The sequence below is a fragment of the Streptomyces katrae genome, assembly GCF_000966975.1.
In the GTDB taxonomy this organism is placed as follows: domain Bacteria; phylum Actinomycetota; class Actinomycetes; order Streptomycetales; family Streptomycetaceae; genus Streptomyces; species Streptomyces katrae.
Window position 1 is genome coordinate 1 of sequence record NZ_JZWV01000558.1, and the last position, 4106, is coordinate 4106.

General features: G+C 77.0%; 3 protein-coding genes. 1 reads left to right on the plus strand and 2 read right to left on the minus strand.

Going from position 1 to position 4106, the window contains the following annotated elements:
• The first annotated feature begins 84 nt into the window (after nt 1-84).
• Entirely contained in the window at nt 85-2721 is a 2637-nt protein-coding gene (locus tag VR44_RS20205; RefSeq protein ID WP_245692036.1) for an ATP-dependent RNA helicase, read from the plus strand.
• Here VR44_RS20205 and pgfA read toward each other — a convergent pair.
• Together pgfA and VR44_RS44010 are read right to left on the minus strand one after the other, a co-directional pair.
• Nucleotides 2708-3685 (minus strand): cell envelope lipid trafficking protein PgfA, encoded by a 978-nt coding sequence (gene pgfA / locus VR44_RS20210; protein WP_045948955.1) that lies wholly within the window; start codon nt 3683-3685, stop codon nt 2708-2710. The two genes, VR44_RS20205 and pgfA, sit on opposite strands and share 14 nt — an antisense overlap.
• 12 nt (nt 3686-3697) lie before the next feature.
• A complete protein-coding gene (locus VR44_RS44010) occupies nt 3698-3841 on the minus strand; it encodes an SPW_0924 family protein (RefSeq protein ID WP_107072535.1) in 144 nt (47 codons plus the stop codon).
• Nucleotides 3842-4106: the final 265 nt, after the last annotated feature.

Consider the following 4106-nt stretch of genomic DNA (forward strand, 5'->3'; position numbering starts at 1 on the left):
CCCAGGAGTGGGGCGGCTGGTCCCCGCTGCGCGGCAACCTGATCCCGGGCACGGCGATCTTCGTCTGCGAGAGGGACTGATCCCTTGACCTCCGCGATCCGCCGGTCGGCCCTCGACGCCCTCCCCGTGCGCGAGGCCCTGCCCGGTCTCCTCTCCGCACTGGACGGGCACGGCACGGCCGTGCTGTGCGCCCCGCCCGGCACCGGCAAGACCACGCTGGTCCCGCTGGTGCTGGCCGGGCTGACCGGCGGGGGCCCGCGGCGCCGGGTGGTCGTCGCGGAACCCCGGCGGATCGCCGCGCGGGCGGCGGCCCGGCGGATGGCCTGGCTGCTGGGCGAGGCCGTCGGGGAGTCGGTGGGCTTCACCGTGCGCGGGGAGCGGCTGGCGGGTCCCTCCACGATGGTGGAGGTGGTGACCACCGGGGTGCTGCTGCAGCGGCTCCAGCGCGACCAGGAGCTGGCCGACGTGGACGTGGTGGTCCTGGACGAGTGCCACGAGCGGCACCTGGACGCGGACACCGCCGCCGCCTTCCTGCTGGACGTGCGCGAGACCCTGCGCCCGGAGCTGCGCCTGGTCGCGGCCTCGGCGACGACGGACGCGGCGGGCTGGTCGCGGCTGCTGGGGGACGCGCCCGTGGTGGAGGCCGCGGGGGTCTCGTACCCGGTGGAGACGGTGTGGTCGCCGCCGGCCCGGCCGGTGCGGCCGCCGCACGGGATGAGGGTGGATCCGGCGCAGCTGGCGCACGTGGCCTCGGTGGTGCGGCGGGCGCTGGCGGAACGTTCCGGCGATGTGCTGTGCTTCCTGCCCGGCGTGGGCGAGATCGCCCGGGTCGCGGGGCAGCTGGGCGGGGTGGAGGCGGAGGTGCTCCAGGTCCACGGGCGGGCGCCGGCCGCCGTGCAGGACGCGGCGCTGACGGCTTCGGACCGCCGGCGGGTGATCCTCGCGACGGCGGTCGCGGAGTCGAGCCTGACGGTGCCGGGCGTACGGGTGGTCGTGGACTCGGGGCTGGCGCGTGAGCCGCGGGTGGACCACGCGCGGGGGCTGGGCGCGCTGGCGACCGTACGGGCTTCCCGTGCGGCGGGCCGCCAGCGGGCGGGGCGGGCCGGGCGGGAGGCGCCGGGCACGGTGTACCGGTGCTGGGCGGAGGCGGAGGACGGCCGGCTGCCGGCCTTCCCCTCCCCCGAGATCCGGATCGCGGACCTGGCGCAGTTCGCGCTCCAGGCGGCCTGCTGGGGCGACCCGGACGCGTCGGGGCTCGCGCTGCTGGACGCCCCGCCGGCCGGGGCGATGGCCGCCGCCCGGGAGGTGCTGTCGCTGTCGGCCGTCGGCGCGGTGGACGCGGCCGGGCGGCCGACCGCCCGGGGTCTGCGGATGGCCCGGCTGGGCCTGCACCCGCGGCTGGCGCGGGCACTGCTGGACGGCACCGAGCTGCTGGGGGCGCGGCGGGCGGCGCAGCTGGTGGCCCTGCTCAGCGAGGAGGGTCCACGGGAATACGGGGACGACCTGGCCGCCGCCTGGCGCCGGGCGCGCCGAGGGGGCGACCCGTACGGGGGGCGCTGGCGCGCGGAGTCGGCCCGTCTGGAGCGCGCGCTGGGCTCCACCGGTGGCGGGGCCGCCGCGCGGGGCTCTTCCCCCACCCCGCCCCTTCCCGAAACCGGGGGCGGGCCCCCGGCCCCCGCTCCTCGAACGCCGGAGGGGCCGGAATCGTCGCGCGAGCCCGCTTCCGACGGCGGCGCCATGGGCGACGACCGCGCCGCCGGGCTGATCGCGGCGCTGGCGTTCCCCGAGCGGGTGGCACGCGCCAAGGGTTCGGGGGCGTTCCTGATGGCCTCCGGGACCGGGGCCGAGCTCACCGAGGGGTCCTCGCTGCGGCACGCGGAGTGGCTGGCGGTGGCCGTCGCCGACCGGGCCCCGCACTCGGCGTCCGCACGCGTCCGGCTGGCCGCCGTACTGGACGAGGACACCGCCCGGGCCGCGGCCGCCCACCTGCGTACCGAGGGCGAGGAGGTGCGCTGGCAGGACGGGGACGTGACGGCCCGGGCCGTCGAGCGGCTCGGGGCGGTCGAGCTGGTCGCGCGGCCCCTGCGGGAGCCCGATCCGGCGCTCGTACGGGCCGCCCTGCTGGACGGGCTGCGCGCCGAGGGGCTCGGCCTGCTCCGCTGGACCCCGGACGCGGTGGCGCTCCGCGCCCGCCTCGGCTTCCTGCACCGTACGCTCGGCGGCGCCTGGCCGGACGTGGCGGACGACGCGGCGCTCCTGGCGCGGGCCGACGACTGGCTGGAGCCCGAGCTGTCGCGGGCCCGCCGCCGTGCCGACCTGGGCCGGATCGACGCCGGCCAGGCCCTGGGCCGGCTGCTGCCCTGGGCGACCGGCGAGGCGGTACGGCTGGACGAGCTGGCCCCCGAGCGGATCGAGGTGCCCAGCGGGTCCCGGATCCGCGTGGACTACACCGCCGAGCAGCCGGTGCTCGCGGTGAAGCTGCAGGAGCTGTTCGGGCTGGCGCAGACCCCGACGGTGGCGGGGGTCCCCGTACTGGTGCACCTGCTGTCGCCGGCCGGGCGGCCCGCCGCCGTCACGGCGGACCTCGCCTCCTTCTGGCAGGGCGGCTACCGGGCCGTACGGGCCGAGCTGCGCGGGCGCTACCCGAAGCACCCGTGGCCCGAGGACCCGGCGACGGCCGAGCCCACCCGGCACACCAACGCCCGGCTCAGGGGCCGCTGACCGGCGGGCCCGGGGTCCGGCGGCCCCGGGCCTCCAGCCAGAGGGCGGCCGCGAGGAGCGCGAGGCCGCCGAGGGCGAGGCCGGCCGGGGCGTAGGTGTGCAGCGCGAGGACCTTCGTCCGGTTGGCGGCGACGAGGTCGCGGGTGTACTTCGCGTAGTCCTCGCGCATCGTCACGTGCCCGGCGAAGGCGGTGAGCCGCCCCTCGGGGGCGCTCGCCGCGATGCCGCCGCGCATCTCCTGCTGGATGTCCTGTTCGGCGTTGACGGGCGCGCCGGTCACCGGGTCGACCCAGAAGCGGGCCTTGGCCGTGTACCAGAGGGTGGTTCCGGTGGTCTGCTCGATGGTCGCCGGGTCGATGCCCTCGATCGGCATCTTCTTCGGCATGGGGACCTTGGTCCAGGGCACGGTCTGCTCGAAGTAGTAGACGTCCATGCCCCGGTAGGTGCGCGGTCCGGCGTAGTGGATCGGGGAGGCGGTCCTGGTCTGGGCGTCGAAGTAGAGGTAGTCGCGCGGCTCGGTGAAGAACGGCCACTTGAACTCGATGCCCTCGCGCCTGACCGGGTCGCCGTCGACCATCTCGCCGGTGGCGTGCACCGGGTCCTGGGTGTGCGCGTCGAAGACGTAGCGCTCGGGGATCCGGGAGACCATCTTGCCGTCCGGGCCCATGATGTAGGTGAGCGTGTCCCAGACGACGACGTCCTTGCCGGCGTCGGCCTCGATCTCCCGGGACGCCTCGACGTTGCCCTTGAGGGTCTGGACGATGGTGACCTTGTCGACCTTCTTGGGCTGCATCCCGCCCGTGTAGTCGAGGAGGGTGGCGTCCTTGGCCTCCAGGACCATCGCCTGGTACTGGCCCGGCGGGATCTTGGCCAGGCGGGGGTACGCGTACCAGCGCAGCAGCGGGGCGAGGGCTGCGCAGAACACGGCGAAGGCAAGCAGGACGAGGCTCGCTCTGCGTCGCACGGCCGGACCTCCCTACTCCTGTCCGGGCGCGGGGGGCGCGGTGGTGAGCAGGGGCTTGGGCGAGGTCCTGCCTTCGGGCACCCCGAACGCCGTGACGGCGAGGACGAGGGCCAGCGCGGCGGCCAGCCCGACGGCGGCGGCGACGAGTGCGCGCACGGCGGGGCCTCCCTCGATCTGATGGGTCGTCAGGGAGGCGTACCGTAGCAACGCGGGGGTCAGATGAGAACCGTCGGGGAGCGGCGGCCCTAGGGGGCGGTGGGGGTCTTCGTGGTGGAGGCCGACGGGGCCACCGACGGCGCCGGGGCGGTGGGTTTCGGGGTGGGCGTCGCCCCGGGGGAGGCGGAGGGGCTCGGCGTCGCGCTCGGCTTCGGGGTGGGCGTGGGGGTCGGGGTGGGGGTCGGCTTGGGGGTCGGGGTGGGCG